Consider the following 19,375-nt stretch of genomic DNA (forward strand, 5'->3'; position numbering starts at 1 on the left):
GAAAAATTTTCCAACTTTCAAATTTTGTCAAAAAAACCCGCTCCGCAGAGCGGGATGCGACAGACACTATGGATGTGCTTTCAGTCCCAACGCCGTGCTGATATCGCGGGCGGTGTCTCTGACCAGCTCACCCTGACTGACAAAACGATCTTCTGTCAGTCTTGATGAAGGCCCGGAGATGGAGATAGCGGCAACAACGCTACCTACATCATCGTAAATTGCTGAAGCTATGCAATTCAGACCTACAACATGCTCTTCTTTATCTACGGTATAGCCCAGTTCACGCGCTTGTTCCAGGTCCTTCAGCAAGGTGGGCATATCCACAAGCGTAGTTGGCGTAAACTGCTGCAAACCGGTTTGCAGAATGATGCTCATCAACTCCTCTTCCGCCAGCGGATAAAGCAGCGCCTTGCCCGCACCGGAAGCATGCAGCGGCAGACGACTGCCCAGTGGCGCACACATCCTGACCATCGATTTACACTCTAACTGACCAATTAATACTGCTTCATTGCCGTTACGGATCGCGACATTGACCGTTTCGCCGGAAAGTAACATCAGGCGGCGCATAAACGGCCCGGCGACGGAGAGGACATCGCGGTTATGGATGTACGCCGCACCGACGTTAAAGACACCTAATCCTATATGCCACCAGCCTAACTGACTGTCCTGATAGACAAAATCCGCTGCCTGTAAAACCTTCAGCAAGCGAAAGGTCGTGGAGAGCGGCAAATCCAGATTGAGAGAAATATCGCTAACCGACGAACTTCCCCCACTTTTTTCCAGATATTGCAGAATCGCAATTCCCCGCTCTAACGCCTGTGCGCCCTTCTGTGCCACAGGCTCCGCCTGTCCTGGCCTGCCGCGCCGTCTAACTTCCGTCATACCTACGTTAACTCCGACCTACAAGTGAGCATAAACAATGAACAATTAATTTATCTTATGCAAGTCGGTTGCAGGCGTCACGCAAAACAGAGTTCCTGTTCAGGAATACTTTCAACATCACAGTTGTCACTGCCGCCGCGATCGATGGTCAGAAAATCGGTGACGCGCTGCCAGGCAAAAAGTGGGTGATGCCAGACGTTACGATGGTAATTCACTCCCTGTTCGCCGTTGGTAATAAACGCCCGCAGGGTTGACAGGTCTGGTTTGTCGTCACCTAACGCCACGACCACCACAAACACTTCCCCTTTCATCGGAATAAAGGCCTGAGTGCCCAGCGGATGACGTTCGAGTTCGTGAATGGTCAGCGGCAGATTGGCCGGTTGCGCGCGGTTAATGCTGATAAGCGTACGGTCTTGCTCAAGAATCTCAACCAGCGCCAAATCGTGGTAACGCTCCACCAGGCCATTGTTAATATGGAAAAAATCCCGTTGCTGCGTTTCTATTACGTCGCCATAAGCACTGAAGGCTTCCTGACTTAACGGTAATACCTGAAGTTTCATCTTTTTGTCCTTGTAACATAATTCCGTTCAACCACCGCCGACCGGACAATGTGGTTCAATAACAGGCAATCTAAAACCTTAAGAGAACAACATCAACACAAAAGTTGGAATATTTTTCCAAAACTAGATTTAGCCCACAAATCACACAGGGTTATCATGTGAAAATACAGGTAAATCAAAGGACAGGAAAATCACGCAACCTGCGGATTTAAAAGGGGATACCTGAAGATGTTCGATCCAGAAACTTTGCGGACTTTCATTGCGGTTGCTGAAACAGGAAGTTTTTCAAAAGCGGCAGAACGACTATGTAAAACCACGGCGACGATCAGCTATCGCATTAAACTTCTGGAAGAGAATACCGGAGTGGCGCTGTTTTTCCGCACGACTCGCAGCGTGACGTTGACAGCGGCTGGCGAGCATCTACTTTCTCAGGCCAGAGACTGGCTGAGCTGGCTGGAAAGTATGCCCAGCGAGCTGCAACAGGTGAATGATGGCGTGGAACGCCAGGTGAATATTGTCATCAACAACCTGCTCTACAACCCCCAGGCCGTCGCCCAGCTGCTGGCGTGGCTGAATGAACGTTACCCCTTTACCCAGTTTCACATCTCCCGACAAATCTATATGGGCGTCTGGGACTCGCTATTGTACGAAGGTTTTTCACTGGCTATCGGCGTCACGGGAACCGAGGCGCTGGCAAATACCTTTAGTCTTGATCCCTTAGGATCGGTGCAATGGCGCTTTGTCATGGCGGCGGATCATCCGCTGGCGAAAGTTGAAGAGCCGCTAACAGAAGCGCAGTTGCGGCGCTTTCCGGCGGTTAATATTGAAGACAGCGCCCGCACCTTAACCAAGCGCGTCGCCTGGCGTTTGCCGGGGCAAAAAGAGATTATTGTTCCCGATATGGAAACGAAAATCGCCGCCCATCTGGCGGGCGTTGGCATTGGTTTTTTGCCAAAATCACTTTGCCAGTCAATGATCGATAATCAACAACTGGTCAGCCGGGTAATCCCAACGATGCGCCCTCCTTCGCCATTGAGTCTAGCATGGCGCAAATTTGGCAGTGGCAAAGCGGTAGAAGATATTGTGACCTTGTTTACTCAGCGCAGGCCGGAAATCAGCGGATTTTTAGAAATTTTCGGCAACCCACGCAGTTAAAAATCAAGTTTCCTTGCGCGTTGGCGCGTAAAATAGCGCGCAAGCTGATTTGAGGTTCACTTTTAACTATGCAAGAGAGACACACGGAACAGGACTATCGTGCCCTGCTGATTGCTGATACGCCCATTATTGATGTTCGCGCCCCCATCGAGTTTGAGCAAGGCGCAATGCCCGCCGCTATCAACCTGCCGTTAATGAATAACGATGAACGCGCCGCCGTTGGCACCTGCTATAAACAGCAAGGGTCAGACGCGGCGCTGGCGCTGGGGCATAAACTGGTGGCGGGTGAAATTCGTCAGCAGCGCATGGACGCCTGGCGGGCAGCATGCCTGCAAAACCCGCAAGGTATTCTCTGCTGCGCCCGTGGCGGTCAACGTTCGCACATTGTGCAACGCTGGCTGCATGAAGCGGGGATTGATTATCCGCTGGTGGAAGGCGGTTATAAGGCACTGCGCCAGACGGCGATTCAGGCGACTATTGAACTGGCACAAAAACCGATAGTGCTGATTGGCGGTTGTACCGGCTGCGGTAAAACGCTGTTAGTGCAACAACAGCCGAACGGTGTTGATCTGGAAGGGCTGGCGCGTCATCGCGGTTCGGCGTTTGGTCGCACGTTGCAACCGCAACTTAGCCAGGCGAGTTTTGAAAATCTGCTGGCTGCCGAAATGCTAAAAACCGATGCCCGTCAGGATTTGCACCTGTGGGTGCTGGAAGATGAAAGCCGGATGATCGGTTCGAATCACCTGCCGGAATGCCTGCGCGAGCGAATGACTCAGGCGGCGATTGCGGTGGTAGAAGATCCGTTTGAGATCCGTCTTGAACGCCTGAACGAAGAGTATTTCTTGCGTATGCATCATGATTTTACCCATGCGTACGGCGACGAACAGGGCTGGCAGGAGTATTGCGAATACTTGCATCACGGACTTTCGGCGATTAAGCGTCGGCTGGGGTTACAGCGATATAACGAACTGGCTGCAAGGCTGGATGCTGCGCTGACAACGCAACTCACCACCGGCAGCACCGACGGTCATCTGGCCTGGCTGGTGCCGCTGCTTGAAGAATATTACGACCCGATGTATCGCTATCAGCTTGAGAAAAAAGCGGAAAAAGTTGTCTTTCGCGGTGAGTGGGCGGAAGTGGCGGAGTGGGTGAAGGCTCAGTGATGGGCGGAATAATTCCTGCTTCATAAAGGTTGTTTAGCCGGATGTGTGATGTCACCATCCGGTTTAAGGTTTTCTTTCTCATAAATCAAACAATTGCTGCTCTTCTTTAATTTCAATCATTGCTCTGAGCAAAATCTATAGCATCTATTACTCGCTGATTCTTTTTATTGATTAATAAAAATTCTACACAATTTAATATCTCTTCAAGCTTGTGTTTACCGAGGGTTTCTTTTACATCAGATAGCATAATTTCAAGATCTGCCACATGGTCTTTTGCGTTATTAGAAAGATCAAGGGAAAGGTAGCGTGTTTTTAACAAATCGATTGCATTGTCTGGGGCAACATGCAAAAGAATTTCGTAAGCTTTTAAATGAAATATTTTACTCTTTACTAAAAACTCCAGCATTGAAATATCTTCAGGAGATAAACTCTGGTTAAATCCATTTTGCTTTACGTTATAATCTCTTATGTCATGCCATAATTTATTATGTATATTTATGAATTGTATTAACGTATCACTTAACATATTCTGATTTTCCTCAATTTACTTTATAAGGCAGATGGTATTCATCTATAATTTCACAATCAATACAGACACGTCACGATCCATCCATTCTTCTGTCATCAGGCCTCATCATATGTATATTCTCAAATAGCAAAAATTTTATTATCGTGGATAATTAGCCTCCTATTTTTGTCTGAAATCCTTTGACTCAACAGAATTTTTTAATAGTCCATACACCTCCGAGTCAGAATATGTTTCGTGAACAGGAATTCCATTTTCAAGACACTATATTGCAAAAAAAAGTCGAGATGCGTCTCACCAAAATAGTCTTCTACTAAAAATGTGATGAGATATAAATCACGAGATATATCTACCTTTTGAGTTAACAGTTACAGACGTTATAATATTATCCTTTATCCAGATATCAACAAAAAAGTCTTTACCACAATAAAGACATTCACAATATCCTTCAGAGATAAAATCGTCCTTAAGTTTATTTCTGGTTATATTAATAAGTTTATCGCCAGGATTGTAATGTATTAAATTTCCAGATGGCACAAACATCTCAATTTCACACTGTCCTGACGTTCCACATCGAGGGCAAACGCACCATGCTTTCAATAAATCATAATTCGACATTATATTACCTTAATTTATTCCACATCAACATCTCCCCCTTGTAAACCTCTACTAAACCTCCCTTCCCATAAAATACAAAGAGATGATTGTACTGTTAAACATACATTCACAAAACTCAGGGGAAGAAAAATGACCATCAGTCAAAAATAAAGATAGTTTGCTTAGGGCGAAATCTATTGAATCAAGCGACAAGTATAATTTTATTACTAGTGAGTCCTGTATCAGGACATCATCTTCATTGGACGATTGTAAAAGTAGTAAATTTTTATACGCTACAGGTGATATGTTTTCCAGTCTGATAGGTTTGCTTGCTCCCGTCTCCAATAAACTATAAAGAGCACAAACCATCTCATGAGCATCATCTTTCTCAAAATGTAAATGAAACCCGCCCAGAGATTTATTAGCAATCATAATACGTTTCTAAAGTTGATTTGAAATTTTGCATTTCATGCTCATCAAAAAAATAAATATATTTTAACTACAAAGCAAACATCACAGCGCATAGCGGTTAATATTCTACCTTAACGACTTTCATTCCTCTTTCAATCATACCATTAATTAATTGATAATACTCTTTATCCCCTACATCTACTATTAGAACATGTCCGGTAAGTTCATTGATGAATAAATACTCAGGTTCCTCATCTGTACCAGCATTTGAAATAACCCAACCTGGATCAGTACCATCTATAAAAAACTCCCACTCTTTAAAATTAACACTCATTTAATCCTCCTTTTTATACTCGCAAGAAAAGGAGAGTATCGTTTCTAACTCTGAAATAAAAGTATGATAAAAGACAGGACCTGGCCTCATTGAATGTTATTTCTCAATTCTTGATAGTTTTTGCCGGATGCGGCTTGAACGCTTATCTGGCCTACACAATCTTGCAAAATCAATATATTGCACGATCTTCGTAGGCCAGATAAGACTTAGCGCATCAGGCAATCTAACACCTGTCATCACCCCGCAAACTGCCTGAACAGCGCCTTACCCTTAACCAGTCGCGCACCCAACCAGCCGCCGAAAAGCGACAGCAGCAGTGCACCGCTACAAGGCAGCACAATCCACAATCGCCAGTCTGGCTCCCACGGGAAATCAAACACTTTCGATTGCAGTACCGCCAGTGCCGTTTCCGCACCGATTGCGGCCACCAGGCCGGAGACAAACCCGAGCATGGCGAACTCACACCACAATGTCGTGCGCAGCAGTTTTTTGCCCGCACCGAGTGTGCGCCACACCACCAGCTCCTGATGACGCTGACGCATTCCCACCTGCACCTGTGCCAGCAACAGCAACATACCGCAGGCGGTGACCAGCACCACCATCACTTCCAGCGCCCGACTTACCTGCTCCAGCACCTGACCGACCTGTTTTAAAATCGCACCAATATCTAACAGGCTAATGGTCGGGAACTGGCGGTTGAGCTGCGTCAGCATGCCGTTGCCGTTCTCCCAGCGGAAACTGGTAAGCCAGCTCTGCGGCTGCCCGTCCAGCGCCCCTTCAGGAAAAATAAAATAGAAATTAGGCCGCAGACTTTCCCAGTCCACTTTGCGCAGGCTGGTCACTTTAGCGCGGAACTCCTGGGTATCGCCCATAAAAGTCACGGTATCGCCGAGGGCAACGTTTAAGCGTTTCGCCAGCCCCTCTTCCATCGATACTTCATCGGCTTTTGGCGGCCAGTTACCGGCGACAATCGGATTATGATCGGGCCGCGTATTTTGCCAGGTGAGATTGAGTTCGCGATTGAGCGCCTCATCTTCATTGCCTTCTGTCGGCTTATCGTTAATCGCCGTCAACCGCGCCCGCACTACCGGATAAAACGATTCCGGGACTATGTGATGTTCCGCGAGGAACGCTTTTAGCGGAGTAACCTGTTCTGTGGCGATGTTGATTAAAAAGTAGTTCGGGCTTTCTGGCGGTAGCTGCTGTTGCCAGCGGTCGAGCAGATCGCCACGCAACACCAGCAACAGTGCCAGCAGCATAAAGGAGAGCGAAAATGCCGAAAGCTGGCTTAACGTTGACCACGGCTGACGTAACAGGCGGCTAACCGCCAGGCGCAGAGGTAGCGATTTCAGCGTCATGCGGCGAAGTACATTCAGCAGCATCCAGCCCAGGACACCGCACAGCAAAGCCAGTACTACCGCGCCCGCCAGCACCGCCCAGAGCAGCATACTGCCGCCCATCAGTCCGGCGAGCATTAGCACAACCACCACACTGACAATCGGCAGATAAAACTTCAGCGGCCAGACGTTTGCAACCACATCATTACGTAACACGCGTAAAGGCTGCGTTGCCAACAACAGGCGGTATGGTCGCAGCCCCACCAGCAGCGAGATGACGGTCATGGTGCCGAGCGCCCACAGCCACGGCCAGAGGCTGGCAGACGGTAGTGCGGCGGGCAGAACAGGTTTGAGCAGCACCATCAACACGCTTTCGAACAACAGACCTATAGCCCCGCCGGTAACGGCTGAAAGTACCAGCACCATCAACCACTGACCGACAATTAACTTACGCAATTGCGCTCGCCCTGCTCCCAGCGTTTTGAGGATCGCCACCAGATCATAGCGACTGCGACAGTAATGATTCATCGCCACCGCCACCGCTGCCACTGCCAGCAGCAAGGTCAGAAGCGCCGAAAGCAGCAGGAACTGTTGCGAGCGTTCCATTGAGCGCCCCAGCGCGCCTTCGTCCTGTTCCAGACCGTACCAGCGTTGTTCGGGTTTAAGCTGGGGTAACAACCATTTCTCATAGCCGTCGAGCTGGTTCTCGCTGCCGCCGAATTTATAGCGCCAGGTGACCCGACTCCCCGGCTGCACGGCTCCGGTTTTATCAACATCCGCCAGATTCATCATCAGACGCGGAGCCATCTGGAAGGGGTTAAAACCGGAATCCGGTTCCTGAATCACTTCTCCGGCAATCCGCAAGGTGGTATCGCCCACGTCAATGGTGTCGCCCGTTTTCAGGTTAAGCAATGCCATCAGGCGTGGGGCCAGCAATACGCTGCCCGCCTGTGGTTTCAGGCCAGGGGGATTGGTTTGCAGATCGCCATACATCGGGTAGATATCATCCACCGCTTTGACGTTCGCCAGTTGCGGCGTGTCGCCTGCAAAGGTCATGGTGGCGAAAGTCAGCTGCTTGCCGACTTTCAGGCCGCGCTTTTGCGCTTCCTCCAGCCACGCTTGCGGCACTTCGCGCGAACTGCGCAACGCCCGATCGCCCGCCATAAACTCACGGCTTTGCTGGCTTAAGCCCTTCTCCATGCGATCGCTGATATTGCCCAGCGCCAGCACACAGGCCACCGCCAGGCTAAGCGCCAGCCAGACAATTAATAGCGACGGCGAGCGCCATTCGCGCCAGAACCAACGTGCAATCATGCTTCCTCCTGCAACTGCCCGTTCACCAGCCGTAAGCAGCGGTCACAGCGTGCCGCCAGTTGCAGGTCATGGGTCACCATAATCAACGTGGTGCCATGCTCACGGTTGAGGGAAAAAAGCAGATCAGCAATTTTATCGCCCGTCTGGCGGTCAAGGTTGCCGGTGGGTTCGTCGGCAAACAGCACATCAGGTCGACCATTAAAGGCTCGCGCCAGCGCCACTCGTTGCTGTTCGCCGCCGGAAAGCTGTGCCGGAAGATGATCAAGACGTTTACCCAGCCCTAACTGTTCGAGCAAGGCTTTCGCCCCGTTACGACTTTCCACGCTACTTTCACCGCGCAGCAGCGCCGGAAGCTCGACGTTTTCCAGCGCGTTAAGGGTAGGAATTAACATAAATGACTGAAAAACAAAACCTACGTGCTTCGCGCGTAACTTTGCCCGCGCTTCTTCGTCCATATTATGTAGCGGTTGTCCCACAAGACTTACTTCGCCACTGCTGCCGTCATCCAGCCCGGCGAGGATCGCCAGCAAGGTTGACTTACCCGATCCCGACTCGCCCACCAGCGCGATGGTCTCGCCACGTTTGACAACCAGCTCAACTCCGGTGAGGATGGAGAGTTCATGCTCCCCCTGACCGACGGACTTCTTAAGATGATGAACTTCAACAATGTTTTCCGCTGGCATTTGCCCTTCCTGTTCCTGGTCCTGTTAACCTTCCGTGCCGCCGCAGCGGACACGTTATTGATTCTGGGTGATAGCCTGAGCGCCGGGTATCGAATGTCTGCCAGCGCGGCCTGGCCTGCCTTGTTGAATGATAAGTGGCAGAGTAAAACGTCGGTAGTCAATGCCAGCATCAGCGGCGACACCTCGCAACAAGGGCTGGCGCGCCTTCCGGCTCTGCTGAAACAGCATCAGCCGCGCTGGGTGCTGGTAGAACTGGGCGGCAATGATGGTTTGCGTGGTTTTCAGCCACAGCAAACCGAGCAAACGCTGCGCCAGATTTTGCAGGATGTCAAAGCCGCCAACGCTGAACCATTGTTAATGCAAATACGTCTGCCTGCAAACTATGGTCGCCGTTATAATGAAGCCTTTAGCGCCATTTACCCCAAACTCGCCAAAGAGTTTGATGTTCCGCTGCTGCCCTTTTTTATGGAAGAGGTCTACCTCAAGCCACAATGGATGCAGGATGACGGTATTCATCCCAACCGCGACGCCCAGCCGTTTATTGCCGACTGGATGGCGAAGCAGTTGCAGCCTTTAGTAAATCATGACTCATAAAGCAACGGAGATCCTGACAGGTAAAGTTATGCAAAAATCGGTCTTAATTACCGGATGTTCCAGTGGTATTGGCCTGGAAAGCGCGCTCGAATTAAAACGCCAGGGTTTTCATGTGCTGGCAGGTTGCCGGAAACCGGATGATGTTGAGCGCATGAACAATATGGGATTCACCGGCGTGTTGATCGATCTGGATTCGCCAGAATGTGTTGATCGCGCAGCCGACGAAGTGATCGCTCTGACCGATAATTGTCTGTATGGGATCTTTAACAATGCCGGATTCGGCATGTATGGCCCCCTTTCCATCATCAGCCGTGCGCAGATGGAACAGCAGTTTTCCGCCAACTTTTTCGGCGCACACCAGCTCACCATGCGCCTGTTACCCGCGATGTTGCCGCACGGTGAAGGGCGTATTGTGATGACCTCATCGGTGATGGGATTAATCTCCACACCGGGTCGAGGCGCTTACGCGGCCAGTAAATATGCGCTGGAGGCGTGGTCAGACGCACTGCGCATGGAGCTGCGCCACAGCGGAATTAAAGTCAGCCTGATCGAACCTGGTCCCATTCGTACTCGCTTCACCGACAACGTCAACCAGACGCAAAGTGATAAACCAGTCGAAAATCCTGGCATCGCCGCCCGCTTTACGTTGGGACCGGAAGCGGTGGTCGACAAAGTGCGCCATGCTTTTATTAGCGAGAAACCGAAGATGCGCTATCCGGTAACGCTGGTGACCTGGGCGGTAATGGTGCTCAAGCGCCTGCTGCCGGGGCGCGTGATGGACAAAATATTGCAGGGGTGAGTTGAAGCGCGCGCTTAAGCCCCCATGTCAAAGAAAATATCGACAACAGAGAGCGACTCCATGTCCGTAGAAAATATTGTCAACATTAACGAATCTAATCTGCAACAGGTTCTTGAACAGTCGATGACCACACCGGTGCTGTTCTATTTTTGGTCTGAACGTAGTCAGCACTGTTTGCAGTTAACCCCAATTCTGGAAAGCCTCGCGGCGCAGTACAACGGGCAATTTATTCTGGCGAAGCTGGACTGCGACGCGGAGCAAATGATTGCCGCGCAGTTTGGTCTGCGCGCGATCCCGACCGTGTATCTGTTCCAGAACGGGCAACCGGTAGACGGATTCCAGGGGCCACAACCGGAAGAAGCGATCCGCGCCCTGCTGGAGAAAGTGCTGCCGCGCGAAGAAGAACTGAAAGCGCAGCAGGCGATGCAACTGATGCAGGAAGGCAATTACACCGACGCCCTGCCATTGCTGAAAGACGCCTGGCAGCTGTCGAATCAGAACGGGGAGATCGGCCTGCTGCTGGCAGAAACGCTGATTGCGCTGAACCGTTCTGAAGATGCAGAAGCCGTGCTGAAAACCATTCCGTTGCAGGATCAGGACACCCGCTACCAGGGGCTGGTGGCGCAAATTGAACTGCTGAAGCAGGCGGCTGATACGCCGGAAATTCAACAGTTGCAACAGCAGGTGGCAGAGAATCCAGAAGATGCCGCCCTGGCGACGCAACTGGCACTGCAACTGCATCAGGTTGGGCGTAATGAAGAGGCGCTGGAGTTGCTGTTTGGGCATCTGCGTAAAGATCTCACCGCCGCAGACGGTCAGACACGTAAAACGTTCCAGGAGATCCTTGCTGCGCTGGGTACAGGTGATGCACTGGCGTCGAAGTATCGCCGCCAACTGTATGCGTTGTTGTATTGATATTTCGTTGAACAGCAGATGAACCACAACGCCGGATGCGAGGCTGCACATCCGGCATCGCATTATTTCTTCGTCAATTGCGTCACCACCAACTGGTGGCGCGAATTATAAAACTTACGATAGGTTAAATAGCAGGCAATAATGGTCGACAAGCTGGCGGTTGAGAGCAGCATAAAGGTCACCATAATCTGATATTTAATCGCCTTCACCGGATCAATCCCGGCAAATATCAGCCCGGACATCATTCCCGGTAAACTCACTAAGCCAACCGTTTTTGCTGAATCGACCGTCGGAATTAAAGCCGCGCGAATACTGTCGCGAATCAATATCGCTGAAGCCTGTTTCGGCGTCGCGCCAAGACTCAGTTTCTCCTGAATCTGTTGTTGTTCGCTAATGACCCGTTGCCCTAAATTGTTGTAACACAGCCCTACCGCGACCATCGCGTTACCGGCAATCATCCCGGCAATAGGAATCACTTGCATCGGGATAAACTCAATCGACCCTGAGAGTATCAGCACCGCCAGGGTAATTCCCGCCCCGACCGTAATAGCAATAAACGATGAAACAAAGGCTTTAGCAATATATTTACTGCGTTTTTGCGCATTCCACGCTGCATTAAAGCAGATAAATAACACCATCAATAATGTCAGGCTGGCATCATCCACGCTGAAAATATACTTCAGCACATAACCGACAATAATCAGCTGAATTATCGCGCGCCCGACACTCCAGAGAATATCTTTCTCCAGCGCCAGTTTTTCTTTATGGCTAATTAAGATTGCTACCACTACCAGCATTAATGCCAGTGCCAATGATTCGTTAGTAATATTATGCGAGTTCATAGCGTGCTTCCTGCATTTCTCCGGCATGCGGTTGCAGTGTAATCACTTTATCCGCATGATTAATTTCGTCTTTATCGTGTGTCACCCACAGCACGGCAATATTTTGCTCGCGCACATAACGGTGGATCATCTCATTAACGTTATGTTTATTACTTTCATCCAGTGCACTGGTGATTTCATCCAGCAATAATACCTTTGGCATAAATTGCAGGTTACGAATCAATGAGATGCGTTGTTTTTCACCACCAGATAGCTCGGCGATATTCTTTGTCAAAATGCTGTCCGGCAAAGCGAAGCGTTCGAGAAAATCGAGAAAAATGGCTGGGTCAGGCTGCTGGTTACGGATCTGCCAGGGAAAGATCAGATTATCGTATACCGTATCGCCAAACAGCGTCGGCGTCTGGGCGCAGTAAGATACTTGCTGGCGGTAGATTTCTGGCTTGAGTGTACTGACATCCTCACCTTCAAACAGCAACGTTCCGCTGGTTGGGCTGATTAATGAAGCAACAATTTTCAGCAGCGTACTTTTGCCACAACCGGAAGGGCCGGTAATTAACTTAAATTCGCCAGCACGTAGCGAAAAATTGATGTTATTAAGAATCTTCGTATCACCCGCCAGATATCCTACGTTTTGTAGCTGAAGCAAAGGACTATTTTCCTGCATCACTGTTCCCTTTTTCTGATTTTTACTAAAAACAGTTTATCCTTCGCAGGAATAAGGGGGAACTCTCTTTCAGTAATCAGGTATAATTTGTTTAATCAAGCAGCAATTTTGCTGATTATGGACGGTACAACAGGAGGTTTTTCCGATGCTTATCTTTATCCCTATTCTCATTTTTGTCGCGCTGGTCATTGTCGGCGCGGGCGTCAAAATCGTGCCGCAGGGCTATCAATGGACGGTAGAACGTTTTGGTCGCTATACCAAAACATTACAGCCGGGGCTCAGTCTGGTGGTGCCGTTTATGGATCGCATTGGTCGCAAGATCAATATGATGGAGCAAGTGCTCGATATCCCTTCCCAGGAAGTTATCTCGAAAGATAACGCCAACGTTACCATCGACGCCGTGTGCTTTATTCAGGTGATTGATGCCCCGCGCGCGGCTTATGAAGTCAGCAATCTGGAGCTGGCGATCATCAATCTGACCATGACTAACATCCGTACCGTGTTGGGTTCAATGGAACTTGACGAAATGCTCTCCCAACGCGATAGCATCAACTCACGTTTGCTACGTATTGTCGATGAGGCCACCAACCCGTGGGGGATTAAAGTCACCCGTATTGAAATTCGCGACGTGCGCCCACCGGCAGAGCTTATCTCTTCAATGAACGCGCAGATGAAAGCGGAACGTACCAAACGCGCTTACATCCTTGAAGCGGAAGGGATCCGTCAGGCGGAAATCCTCAAAGCCGAAGGTGAAAAACAGTCGCAAATCCTGAAAGCGGAAGGTGAACGTCAGTCGGCATTCTTACAGGCCGAAGCGCGTGAACGTTCTGCCGAAGCGGAAGCCCGCGCCACCAAAATGGTCTCTGAAGCCATCGCCTCCGGTGATATTCAGGCGGTGAACTACTTCGTAGCGCAGAAATACACCGAAGCGTTACAACAGATCGGTTCGTCCAGTAACAGCAAAGTAGTGATGATGCCATTAGAGGCCAGCAGCCTGATGGGGTCGATTGCCGGGATTGCTGAACTGGTGAAAGACAGCGCCAACAAGCGGACTCAGCCATGATGGAGTTAATGGTCGTTCATCCACATATTTTCTGGCTCAGTCTCGGCGGGTTGTTGCTGGCAGCCGAGATGTTGGGCGGAAATGGTTATCTGTTGTGGAGCGGCGTGGCAGCGGTGATTACCGGCCTGGTGGTCTGGCTGGTGCCGCTGGGTTGGGAGTGGCAAGGGGTGATGTTTGCCGTCCTGACGCTGCTCGCCGCCTGGCTGTGGTGGAAATGGTTGTCGCGGCGGGTGCGCGAACAAAAGCACAGCGACAGTCATTTAAACCAGCGCGGGCAGCAGCTTATTGGCCGACGTTTTGTGCTGGAATCTCCGCTGGTCAACGGGCGCGGTCATATGCGCGTCGGTGACAGTTCATGGCCTGTCAGCGCCAGCGAGGATCTCGGCGCAGGTACGCATGTTGAGGTGATTGCGATAGAAGGGATAACGCTGATTATCCGTGCGGTCATCGCCTGATGCGTCTTATCATACCTGGAAATCTGTACCAAAACCCATGCCGGATAAGGCGCTCGCGCCGCATCCGGCATGTGGCCCTCGACATGGGGGTTAATTGAATTTTCGGCTAAGGAGTGGCCATGCTTTTTCCCTTTCGAAAACCTGAAGTACGTCTGCTGAAAAATAACGCTGCGGGCGTCATTTTTTCGGTGAAGTCAGGTAAAGGATTTCTGCGTCAATGTGTGATTTACGATCCGCACCCTTATGGGCTTATCCGTTCGCTCTGCTGGCAGGATGTCCCGTTAATACGTTTCTGGTCCGAGGCTGGCTGCCCCACCTGTGCGGAATTTGTCTACAGCGGTTTTGCGGATGATGAACAGGGAGCCGCCCGGTTTTTGTCTGCTCTCGAAAACTGGAATCGCCCATGGTCTGGCATGACTGACGCTTTTGCCGCGCTGACACCGCTGTTCTCATGCCTGGCTGATGGCTATTATCTGCTGGAAGATCGTGAACTTTACCCGACGGATGGCAACGGGCATTTCTTTTGGGCGGCAACGGACCATAGCGCCAGTAATCCGGCAACCGTTGCCGTCTGGGATCCTGAATATTGCTATTTCAGTGGCACCGCCCCCTGCTTTCTTCTACCCGGACAGCCGCCATCACATTTTAATCCTGAGCGTGCGACGTTTTATCGCGATAAACCGGACGCCCGCGCTCTGGCCTGGTATCTCACTGATTCCTATCTCTGCGTTCTGCTCGACGGGCACCATAAGGCCACTGCCGCCGCGCTGGAAGGGCGACCGCTCAAAACACTGGTACTCAGCACGGCAACCCGTTTTAATGATGAGCAACAAACACTGGTATTTCCGGGCGGAGAATGTCTGCACAAAACAGAGCTACTGTGCCACGTTCCCAAACTCACTGAGTGGAAAACATTACCGCCCGGCGCATGGGAGAGTTTCGGCCCTGATAAGCACATCAGCCTATCCGAAACCTGGTCAGAAGAGTTGCAGAAGAGCGTCAGCCGTTACCCTTCACTGGATCAAGCCTTGCAAATTGTTGAGGCCGGGAATTTGAGCGAAGCTCGTATTAAGCGCATGATCCAACAAGGTTTGGAGGGGGATGAAAAGGCTGATGTTATTTTGCAGGCACTGTTTTCCACATACTCGCCGCTTTTTGTTGACTTTGCTCGATTCGTTATCAGCCATCCGGCATACGCCATTTATCGCCCTCTCACCTTCCGGTTGATGGCGCAAAACCGAACGCCGCAAGCAGATGCCTTTTTTCTGGATTTTGCCATCAACGATGACGGCGAACGTCCGGAGTTGACGAAAATAATGGACGACTATTTCCGTATGCCTTAATTACCCCGCCCGATGATGACAGCAGCCGGAGAGATTTTCGATAATCGGGCAGTCGGCGCTGTCATCGCCAGGGCAGGCATTCGCCAGCGCCAGTAGCTGGTCGCGCATGGATTGCAGCTCCTCAATGTGTCGTTCGATCTCCGCCACTTTCTCCAGGGTGCGCCGTTTTACATCGGCGCTGTGACGCTGCGGGTCGTTAAACAGATTCACCAGTTCGCCGCTCTCTTCCAGGTTAAAGCCCACCTGGCGCGCCTGGCGCAGTAAGGTCAGTTCGTTGAGATGCTGCTGCGTGTAGGTTCGATAACCATTTTCGCTGCGCATCGGCGGCGTCACCAGCCCCTTCTCTTCATAAAAGCGAATGGCTTTGCTGGTCAGGCCGGTAATTTTTGCTACATCGCTAATGTTCATCGTTCGCGCAACGCCTCCTGTGCTTTGTTAAAGGGTTTCAACAGATAATCCAGCACGCTTTTTTTGCCGGTGCGGATATCGACCGTCGCCACCATGCCGGGAAATATCGGAAACTGCTGTTTGCTTTTATTTTCCAGATGGTTGCTGAAAGTGCGAATGTACACCCGATAGTAATAAACATCGCGCCGCACTTCATCCTGCACGGTGTCTGGTGATATCACCGCCACTTCCCCCGGCAGGCCGCCGTAGATGGAGTAATCGTAAGCGGTTATTTTCACCAGCGATTTTTGCCCCGGATGGATAAACGCCACATCGCGGGGGGAGATTTTTGCCTCGATCAACAGTTGCTCATCCAGCGGCACGATAGTCATAAGTTTACCACCGGGGGCGATGACGCCGCCAACCGTGGTGACGTCAATGTCCTGAACAATGCCTCGCACCGGCGCAGTAAAGTTGAGCCGGGTGAGAGAATCTTCCCGCCCGCGGATCACCGAACGCTGGGTTTCCACTTCCGCATTGGCTTTCGCTAACTCTTCCCGCGCCTGTACGTAGTATTGCGTACGCACGTCGCTAAGTTTGTTTTCCAGTTCATTGGCCTGGCGTTGCAGGCGCAGCACTTCAACGCTGCTCGCCGCCCCCTGTTTCACCAGCGGCTGGGTCATCGCCAGTTCGCGGTTGACCAGGCTGATCCCCTGCGTCAGCCCGGTGGTGGCTTTGTTCAACCCGTCGCGGCGAGTGTTATATAACGCCGTTTCCGACTCGATAAGTTCGGGGAATTTATTCAGTTCGTCAGGAAAGACCAGCGGTTTATTGCTCACTTCTGCCCGCAGCCGCGCCGAGGTTGCCAGCGCCGCATACAGCCGCGACATCGCTTCCTGGACGTCGGATTCCGTTTTGGTGCGGTTAAGCTGCGCCAGCGGCTGCCCCTGTTCGACAATATCGCCAACCTTCACGTCGAGATGATACAAAATCCCGCCTTCCAGCGACTGCACCACCTGTTCGCGCCCGGAAGGTTCTACCGTGCCGCTGCCGGTGGTGACTTCATCAAGCTGGAAGTACCACGCCCAGCCGAGAAAACAGAGCAGCATCACAGCGGTAACGCGCACCGCCAGCGCCGAACGTGGCAGGCGGGGTTCAGTCAGGCCACGGTTGTATTGCAGTTGTCCGTTCATGCGGCAGACCCCTTATTCTTCTCCTGCAACACCACGCGTCGCGTCGTGGGTTCGCCCTGTTCACGCAAAATGGTCTCTTTCGCGCCGTCCATCACAATCCGCCCCTGATCCATCACAATTATCCTGTCCACCAGTTGCAGCATTGCCGTGCGGTGAGTAGCGATGACCAGCGTGCGATGGCCAATCCACTGTTTCAGTTGTTCGATTAAATACGCTTCTGCCATTTCATCCAGCGACGCGCTGGGTTCATCGAGCAGCACGATATTGGGTTGAGAGATGAGTAGCCGCGCCAGCAGCAGCGTTTGCCGCTGACCACCAGAGAGGCCAAATCCCCCTTCCTGAATCATGTAGTTGAGGCCGTTTTTCTGCTTCTGCACAAAGGGCTGCGCCCCGCTGAGGGTTAATGCGCGTTCGATATCTTCATCGCTGGCTTCTGGCATCCCCATGGTGAGGTTTTCCCGCAGCGAACCGAAGAACAGTCGCCCGGTCTGGCTGAGCAGCCCCATGTCGCGACGCAGATCTGCCGGATCAAGCTGCCCGATGCAGATGTTATCCAGCAGCACCTGCCCCTGCTGGGCGATACGCATTCCGGCGAGCATTTGCAGTAGCGTTGATTTACCCGCGCCGTTGCGCCCGAGAATGGCGACTTTCTCTCCGGCCTGAATGTTGAGTTTGCCGATCGCCACATCGGCAATCTTCTCTTCTTCGTCGTAATAAAACACCGCGTTGCTGAACTGATAATTGCCGTGCAGCACTGCTTTATGCACCAGTTTGCCGTGTTCCGGCTGATCCACCGGGCGCTTCATCAGTTCATCGAGGCCATTACGCGCCACCTTCGCCTGCTGCCAGCGCGAGAGCACGCCGGATATCTGCGACAGCGGCGCGATGGTGCGCGAAGCCAGAATCGTCGTCCCCACCAGCGCGCCGGTGGTCATGTCGCCGCTCATCACCATAAAGCAGCCCACCAACAGCACCACCACATAGACGATGGATTGCACTTCCTGCGTCCAGGTGAGCAGTAGCCCGGTGAGAAAACGTTGCTTCATGCTGATAGATGACGCCACGTCGTTGGTGTGATTCCACTGATTCTGGAAACGCTGTTCAGCACGCAGCAGTTTAATGTCTTCAATCGACTGCACGGCCTCGACAAGCGTAGCGTTACGTACCGCCGATTCGCGCATCCCTTCGTTCGCCAGCCGCGCCAGCGGGCGTTGCACCAGCAGGCCGGGGATCACCAGCAACGGCAGCGCCAGCAAAACAACCAGCACCAGCCAGCCGCCGATCATCCACAAAATAAAAACAAACAGCAGGAAGAATGGCAGATCCGCTACCGCGCCAATGGTGGTGGAGGTGATCAGCTCCCGCACCGATTCCAGTTCGCGGATCTGTGAGATAAACGATCCGGTGGATTTCGATCGCACGTTATTTTTCAGCCGTAATGCGTGACCAAACACGCGATCCGAAATCCGTAGATCCGCCCGCTTGCCGATCACATCCGAAAGATGTGTGCGCACCATGCGCATACAGAACTCAAACAGGATCGCCATCATCACCCCGGCGAACAGCACCCATAGCGTCGGGTACGATTGCGCCGGAACCACCCGGTCGTAAACCTGCATCGAGAAAATCATCGCCGCCAGCGCCAGCACGTTCGCCACCAGTGAGGCCAGCATAATATCGCCGTAACGCCGCCAGTCTTTTAGCGAAAGATTCCAGAACCAGTTAGCCTGATACGGGCGAATGTAGTCATCCACCCGCGCATCGGGAATGGCGCTGAGCGGTCGTAGCAGCGCCAGTTCAACGATTTTGTCTTCTATATCCGTGACGTTTAATGTGGTTTCCAGCCCTTCGTCACCGCTGAACTGAACGCTGATATTGTCGTGATTGTCGCGGCGGGTGATCACGCCAATCTGTTGATTATCAAACACCGCGATCAGCGGCAGCCGCCACGGGTTAAGCGAGTCGGCGGAAAATTCCACCAGCCGCAGCCCCATCCCTAACTGCCGCGCCATATCAGTGAGTAACTCTTCCCGTTTGCTGTCGCGCTCCCAGTTGACGGTCGCGCGCACATTCTCCTGGGAAAAATCGAGGCGGTAATAGCGCGCCACGGCGATCATCGCCTCCAGCCAGCTTCCACGGACTGGGCATTTTTTTTCAT

The 19,375-nt window shown here is 51.7% G+C and carries 18 protein-coding genes and 1 pseudogene; 8 read left to right on the forward strand and 11 right to left on the reverse strand.

From position 1 onward, the window contains the following. Positions 1–66 precede the first annotated feature (66 nt). The gene (gene allR / locus AABJ99_RS17200) at positions 67–882 is read right to left on the reverse strand and encodes an HTH-type transcriptional repressor AllR (RefSeq protein ID WP_000141275.1); all 816 of its coding nucleotides are present in this window, start codon (positions 880–882) and stop codon (positions 67–69) included. A gap of 77 nt (positions 883–959) precedes the next feature. Beyond that, entirely contained in the window at positions 960–1,442 is a 483-nt protein-coding gene (gene allA, locus AABJ99_RS17205) for an ureidoglycolate lyase (RefSeq protein WP_000776388.1), read from the reverse strand. Positions 1,443–1,670: 228 nt separating this feature from the next. On the opposite strand from allA, the gene allS reads away from it, so the two are divergent. Further along, on the forward strand, positions 1,671–2,597 hold the full coding sequence (allS, locus tag AABJ99_RS17210; RefSeq protein WP_000460135.1) for an HTH-type transcriptional activator AllS: 927 nt from the start codon (positions 1,671–1,673) through the stop codon (positions 2,595–2,597). Positions 2,598–2,665: 68 nt separating this feature from the next. Further along, positions 2,666–3,760 (forward strand): tRNA 2-selenouridine(34) synthase MnmH, encoded by a 1,095-nt coding sequence (mnmH, locus tag AABJ99_RS17215; protein WP_039021569.1) that lies wholly within the window; start codon positions 2,666–2,668, stop codon positions 3,758–3,760. 112 nt (positions 3,761–3,872) lie between these two features. Here the strand turns inward: mnmH and AABJ99_RS17220 are convergent, their stop codons facing one another. The 4 genes from AABJ99_RS17220 to ybbA form a co-directional block, all read right to left on the reverse strand. Next, positions 3,873–4,286, reverse strand: coding sequence for a hypothetical protein (locus AABJ99_RS17220; RefSeq protein WP_237427084.1), 414 nt, complete (start codon positions 4,284–4,286; stop codon positions 3,873–3,875). A gap of 1,126 nt (positions 4,287–5,412) precedes the next feature. Next, on the reverse strand, positions 5,413–5,628 hold the full coding sequence (locus AABJ99_RS17225) for a hypothetical protein (protein WP_000115621.1): 216 nt from the start codon (positions 5,626–5,628) through the stop codon (positions 5,413–5,415). A 236-nt stretch (positions 5,629–5,864) separates the two neighbouring features. Next, entirely contained in the window at positions 5,865–8,279 is a 2,415-nt protein-coding gene (gene ybbP, locus AABJ99_RS17230; protein ID WP_039021123.1) for a putative ABC transporter permease subunit YbbP, read from the reverse strand. Next, positions 8,276–8,962 (reverse strand): putative ABC transporter ATP-binding protein YbbA, encoded by a 687-nt coding sequence (gene ybbA, locus AABJ99_RS17235; RefSeq protein ID WP_001110581.1) that lies wholly within the window; start codon positions 8,960–8,962, stop codon positions 8,276–8,278. Before ybbA ends, ybbP begins: the two co-directional genes overlap by 4 nt. Here ybbA and tesA point away from each other — a divergent pair. From tesA to cnoX, 3 genes are read left to right on the forward strand one after another with little or no spacing between them, the layout of a single operon-like run. Next, entirely contained in the window at positions 8,933–9,556 is a 624-nt protein-coding gene (tesA, locus tag AABJ99_RS17240; RefSeq protein WP_001295836.1) for a multifunctional acyl-CoA thioesterase I/protease I/lysophospholipase L1, read from the forward strand. The two genes, ybbA and tesA, sit on opposite strands and share 30 nt — an antisense overlap. After that, positions 9,546–10,355, forward strand: a complete 810-nt coding sequence (gene ybbO, locus AABJ99_RS17245; protein ID WP_077782397.1) for an NADP(+)-dependent aldehyde reductase — start codon at positions 9,546–9,548, stop codon at positions 10,353–10,355. The genes tesA and ybbO overlap by 11 nt, the downstream gene beginning before the upstream one ends. Positions 10,356–10,415: 60 nt before the next feature. After that, complete coding sequence (cnoX, locus tag AABJ99_RS17250; protein ID WP_039021122.1) at positions 10,416–11,270, forward strand: chaperedoxin; 855 nt, start codon at positions 10,416–10,418, stop codon at positions 11,268–11,270. Between the two features lie 62 nt (positions 11,271–11,332). Here the strand turns inward: cnoX and fetB are convergent, their stop codons facing one another. Then, entirely contained in the window at positions 11,333–12,112 is a 780-nt protein-coding gene (gene fetB, locus AABJ99_RS17255) for an iron efflux ABC transporter permease subunit FetB (protein ID WP_039021121.1), read from the reverse strand. Next, positions 12,099–12,776 (reverse strand): iron efflux ABC transporter ATP-binding subunit FetA, encoded by a 678-nt coding sequence (gene fetA / locus AABJ99_RS17260; protein ID WP_001157551.1) that lies wholly within the window; start codon positions 12,774–12,776, stop codon positions 12,099–12,101. The genes fetB and fetA overlap by 14 nt, the downstream gene beginning before the upstream one ends. Positions 12,777–12,921: 145 nt before the next feature. Here fetA and qmcA point away from each other — a divergent pair, with 145 nt between their 5' ends. The 3 genes from qmcA (at position 12,922) to AABJ99_RS17275 (ending at position 15,637) form a co-directional block, all read left to right on the forward strand. Then, complete coding sequence (gene qmcA, locus AABJ99_RS17265; RefSeq protein ID WP_000904502.1) at positions 12,922–13,839, forward strand: SPFH domain-containing protein; 918 nt, start codon at positions 12,922–12,924, stop codon at positions 13,837–13,839. Further along, the gene (gene ybbJ, locus AABJ99_RS17270) at positions 13,836–14,294 is read left to right on the forward strand and encodes an NfeD family protein (protein ID WP_000970331.1); all 459 of its coding nucleotides are present in this window, start codon (positions 13,836–13,838) and stop codon (positions 14,292–14,294) included. Before qmcA ends, ybbJ begins: the two co-directional genes overlap by 4 nt. A gap of 119 nt (positions 14,295–14,413) precedes the next feature. Continuing rightward, positions 14,414–15,637, forward strand: coding sequence for a hypothetical protein (locus AABJ99_RS17275; protein WP_039021120.1), 1,224 nt, complete (start codon positions 14,414–14,416; stop codon positions 15,635–15,637). Here AABJ99_RS17275 and cueR read toward each other — a convergent pair whose 3' ends face one another. The 3 genes and pseudogenes from cueR to AABJ99_RS17290 form a co-directional block, all read right to left on the reverse strand. Next, a complete protein-coding gene (cueR, locus tag AABJ99_RS17280) occupies positions 15,638–16,045 on the reverse strand; it encodes a Cu(I)-responsive transcriptional regulator (RefSeq protein WP_001026747.1) in 408 nt (135 codons plus the stop codon). It abuts the gene before it with no gap. Then, entirely contained in the window at positions 16,042–17,217 is a 1,176-nt protein-coding gene (locus AABJ99_RS17285) for an HlyD family type I secretion periplasmic adaptor subunit (RefSeq protein WP_001014327.1), read from the reverse strand. The genes cueR and AABJ99_RS17285 overlap by 4 nt, the downstream gene beginning before the upstream one ends. Beyond that, positions 17,214–19,375: pseudogene (locus tag AABJ99_RS17290) on the reverse strand (type I secretion system permease/ATPase). The gene AABJ99_RS17285 and the pseudogene AABJ99_RS17290 overlap by 4 nt, the downstream one beginning before the upstream one ends.

This window comes from Escherichia coli, from assembly GCF_036503815.1.
Lineage (GTDB): Bacteria > Pseudomonadota > Gammaproteobacteria > Enterobacterales > Enterobacteriaceae > Escherichia > Escherichia coli_F.